Source organism: Rhizobacter sp. P1_G5 (assembly GCF_056405435.1).
Genome location: NZ_JBFUCB010000515.1, coordinates 1 through 4422, shown reverse-complemented (window position 1 = coordinate 4422; position 4422 = coordinate 1). Strand labels below are relative to the sequence as shown.

Annotated in this window: 3 protein-coding genes; all 3 read left to right on the top strand. The window is 67.4% G+C overall.

What is annotated here, in order from left to right:
• The coding region (locus AC1D12_RS25850) for a DUF3999 family protein (RefSeq protein ID WP_477843791.1) at window positions 1-393 on the top strand (393 nt) is incomplete at its 5' end.
• A gap of 60 nt (window positions 394-453) precedes the next feature.
• A complete protein-coding gene (locus AC1D12_RS25845) occupies window positions 454-3423 on the top strand; it encodes a hypothetical protein (RefSeq protein ID WP_477843789.1) in 2970 nt (989 codons plus the stop codon).
• Window positions 3424-3571: 148 nt separating this feature from the next.
• Complete coding sequence (locus tag AC1D12_RS25840; protein WP_047508905.1) at window positions 3572-4276, top strand: hypothetical protein; 705 nt, start codon at window positions 3572-3574, stop codon at window positions 4274-4276.
• The last annotated feature ends 146 nt before the right edge of the window (window positions 4277-4422 follow it).

Here is a 4422-nt window from a genome sequence, read left to right as displayed (position 1 = left end):
GTGCACACGCAGCTGCGGCTGCAGGTGGCTGGTGGCGTGGCGCAACTGGGAGCGCAGCCGCCGCAGCTGCGCATCGGCGTGCGGGCGCGGACGCTGGTGATGCTGGCGCGCGGCAGCGGGCCGCATCGGCTGAACTGGGGGGACCCGGCGCTGGCGACGCCGGTGATGTCGCTGGGCGAGCTGATGCCTGCGCGACGCGGCGGCGAAGCGCTGCCGGCGGACCGGGCGGTGCTGGTGGCAGAGGCGGCACCGGTGGCGTCGCCGGTGCTGCCGGCGGCGTCGGCGCCGGTACTTGCGCCGAAGACATCGCGCGCGTGGCTGTGGAGCGCGTTGGTGGCCGGGGTGGCGCTGATGGCGGCGATGGCGTGGTCGTTGTTGAAGGGAAAAGGTTGACGATGGAACGAATGGCGTGAGGCCGGTACTCAGCGGCCTGTTGAACTCCCAGGGGCGCGGATGGACCAGCAGGTGATCGTCATCAGGAAGCGGACGACGGAAGTGCCGCCCACGCCGACCAACACGCCCCGCAAGCCTCATCAGCGACACCGCCTTCAGCGCGAGAACAGCGGCCGGCACCTGAAGGGCCTGCGCCTGACTGCCCCCTCATCCAGGCGCACGTTGCCCGAGCCAGTACCTGGGGGTGCATTGCCGCCTTCGCTGTCTGCAGCACAGCGGCGTGCACAGACCGTGGACTTGGGTGACGCTGACTCAGCGCCCGGGTGGTCGTTGCTCGCGTCGGCGCTGAAGGGCCGCCCGGACACGGTCACGTTGCGGAGGTCGGTCGCGTCAGCACTCGCATCGGTGGAGAGCATCGAGGTCCTCGTCGCCAAGGTCGGTAAGTGTCTGGTGCAGGCCGGCCAACTCACCGAACGGGCGTCGCTCGACATCGCGTCGCGCCGCCGCCTGGGAGATCTTCTGCATCACTGCCTGGTGATGCAGGAGTTGTGCGCGGTGGACGAAGCGGAACTGCTGACTCCGTTGATCGATGGCTTGCTGAAGGTTGCGGCATTCGATCCGCAGCAGCGGCCGGCGGCGAAGCTCGCTGCCGCGCGGCTGATCCTGAAGGGTCTGGAGGTGCGCGCCTCCGACGATGGTGCGGACGCTGTCGGCAAGGTCCGCATCAAGATGGACGTGCTGGAGGCTCAGGTGGCAGACGGCAAGACGCGGCGCGTGATGGCAGCGCTGCAGCACTGGGGACTGACGCAGGACGAGATCGACGACTGCCTGGACGACGACGATGTGCTGCAGGCCTTTGTGCGCCTGCTCGAGGGAGCCGCGTTGATGCCGGAGTTTCGGTGTGGCTCCGAGGGGATGCGGCAGGTCGCCAGGTTCGCACCTGTCGTGGCATCTTCGTCCGACGTGGCTGATGTGGTGGATGCCATCGCAGCTCAGGGGCGATTGCCGTTGGCCGTTCAGTTGCTGGCCGGCCACCTGTTGAGGCGGGCCACAGTCGACGAAAGCGACGACGCCTTCCCGAGGCTGGTACGCCTGTGCTCCGCGCTTTGGGATCAGGTCGAGAAGGGAAGCGCCTCGCGCATTGCGCTGTTCCGGATCGCGCAGCATGTGCGCCTGCTGCTCGACTACGGCCTGGTGCGTGGAGCCAAGCAGACATCGACCGTCATCCGCAGGCTGGATGACATCCGGCTGCCCACGCGGGACAGCAGGCTGGTGCGGCTCGATCACATGACCAGCGTGTGTGGTGTGCTGCATGCGGTTGCATCCGGCAACTGCGGGGAGGGTTTCGATTCAACAATCCTGCAGCTCGCGGCGGACGTGGCAGCGGACTGTCTTGGCTGGGGGCGCGGAGCGATCGAAGATTGTCTTCGGCGCTGCGACGAGGTCACTTCGGGCCGGTGGCATTCAAGCTTCGTGAGTTGCCTGCAAGCGCGACTCGATCGGGACTCGCAGATCCGGCTGGCATGCGATGCTTTGCGAACCGGAGGGTTTCCCTTCACGCTCGTCCGCTCTGGCGGATCCTCGGCCGTCTACTGGGAGGCTGATCCGTCTTGCCAGCAGCGTTCCTTCCGTTGGGATTGGCATGGCGTTGCGTTCATGGCCTTCGCTCACGCCCGACTGGATCAGGTGCTGGAGATCGATCCCGCTGAAGCGCGCCAATGGTTCGACATTTTGCGGGCGGACCTTCTACCCGAGCGAGCCAGCGACCGGGCAAAGTTGCTCGTACTGGTCATGCGGGCGATGGGCCGGTCGAAGGAGCTTCTTGACGACATCACGATGTGCGACACGCTGGGGCAGCTTTCGTTGCAGCCCGCGACGGTCCACTGTGCGATGGCGCTGTGCGGCATTGACGCATTCCAGCTGTGCGTCGAGCTCGCCTCGCACGAGAGAATCAGCACCTCATCAAGCGGTGTCTGGGGGTTGCAGAGGCAGATGCTGCACAGCCCCGTGTTCGAAGGCATGTGCGCTTCCGTGCTGGGCACGCGCATGCTCGACGATCTGCTCGGTCGTGTGGTGTTGGATCCCACGTTGCTGGAGCGACAACCGATGCGAGAACTGCTCCGCATGCTGGCCGACACCGAGGGCGCTCGCCCGCCGAGTCGTGCGCTGTTGGCGCATCCGATGCTTCGCAAGGCCTTGAGTCGATCCGGCAGGGACACCCGGCCAGCCGTGCTGGAGTGCTTGTTGCTGCTGCCGCTGGAAGAGCGGGCCCGGCGTGCAGAGGCAAGGGGCATCACCCCGCCGGATGGCTTGTCTTCCCTGTTCGATTCGACAGGCCATGACTGGCGCCATGCGCTTCAGCGATTGCGCAGATCGCGCGAGACTGCCGCGCCACTCGATCCACGCCTGCGGCTGGCGGCCCTGGGTGCGGCGAGGGCCGATTCGCTGCCCGCGCCGGCTACCGGCGTGTCATTGAACAGGAGCAGCCAGCCCCTGGCCGATGGCCTGCTCCTGCTGCACGAGGCCTTGTCGCCCACCGCAATATCGCAAGGGCCAGGCGAGAGGCGGGTACAGCGTCTCGTGGACCTCGTTCGACTGACCTTGCGACTGCTCCATGAACGACCCGACGAAACGTCACAGGCCTTCTTCCATCTCTTTCCTCCGCTGGGCGATCCAGCCGACGCCGAATCGATGGTCGCATCCCAGGGGTCGCGGGCAGTCGAGTCGGGCGGTCGGGCCATGCAGTCCAAGGGGACACCGGGGCTGTTCGCGTTTGCAGCGTTGCTGACCTGCCTGTACCTGATCGAGGAACAGCCACTTCCCGTGGCGGACTGCTTCGAAGCGGCGAGCCTGGCGAGGCTGATGTGCGCGGTGTTGTGGCTGGATGAGGGACGCGGACTGCGATGCAGGCAGCAACTCGCGCAGGCGCAGCGGCACTCGCATCGGGTCCGGCATTGGTTGCTCTCGCCGGGCTGGTTCAGTGGCTTGCGAGCCGAACTGTTCGAGGCCAGCGCTGCCATGCCGGGTTGATCATCTGATTTTGCAGAGGTGTTTCACAGCTGTTACTCCCCATCCGACGCCCTTGCGGAATAGACACGCTATTGCCGCGCTATTGCCCGTCTTGCGTCAGCGTGGTCCCCGCAGAATCCGTTTTCAGGGACACACCAGCGAGACCTCCATGAACTCTGACTCCATCGACCGTTCCTGGCGTGCACTGCCGGCGCTGCGCCTGCCGCTGTCGGGCTTTCTGGAAGAGCGGGGGCAGGGGGTCGACAACCTGCTGGCCACGCTGGTGCGCCGCATCACCGGCGGCAACCTCGCCTACCTCGGCGTGCCGGCCGACCTGGTGTACCGGCTCGCCTGCCTGTGCAGCCGCTGGTCGCCGGACCTGCAGGAGTTCATCGCGCAGGTGCTGGAGCGCAGCGGCAACCTCGATCACTTCCTGACGCAGCCGGCCGCGACCGACCACCACGCCGACATGTACGGCCTGCTCGAAGCCAGCATCACCGCGGCCGAGTTCGCGATGAACGCCGACCACGACGCGCGCAGCCGCAAGCCGCTGCCGCCGATCGTCTCGGAGCTGCAGCAGATCTGCTCCGCCACCGCCTTCCTGTTCGACCTCGGCAAGGTGTACAGCGAACACCCGGGCCAGGACCTGCCGCGCAGCGCGCGCCGCCAGTTGCAGCCGCATGCCGACCTGTCGCGCTGCTGGCGCAGCAGCTGGACCACGCTGGCACGCCGCAACCCGATCCTCGCCGCCTGGCTCGACCAGGTGGCCGGCCGCCGCTCCGGCGCGACCGCCGCTGTGCGCGCCGCGCGCGCGCTGACGCACAACGCGGTGCGGGCGAGCTGGCGCAGCGACAGCCAGCTGTTGCCGGTCTGACGTTGCCCGTCTGACGGCCGGTCCGACCTGACAGGCATGCGGCTTGCCGCCGTTCGGGCATCAACCCGAACGGAGTGCAGCATGCCCACCCATACCGCCCGCAAGACCTCGCCATCCGACCGACCGCGTGCCGACGAGGGCGATGC

Bases quoted from the DNA above. Each gene is read 5' to 3' on its own strand.
- AC1D12_RS25840 (WP_047508905.1), top strand. From the start codon at position 3,572: ATGAACTCTGACTCCATCGACCGTTCCTGGCGTGCACTGCCGGCGCTG.
- AC1D12_RS25845 (WP_477843789.1), top strand. From the start codon at position 454: ATGGACCAGCAGGTGATCGTCATCAGGAAGCGGACGACGGAAGTGCCG.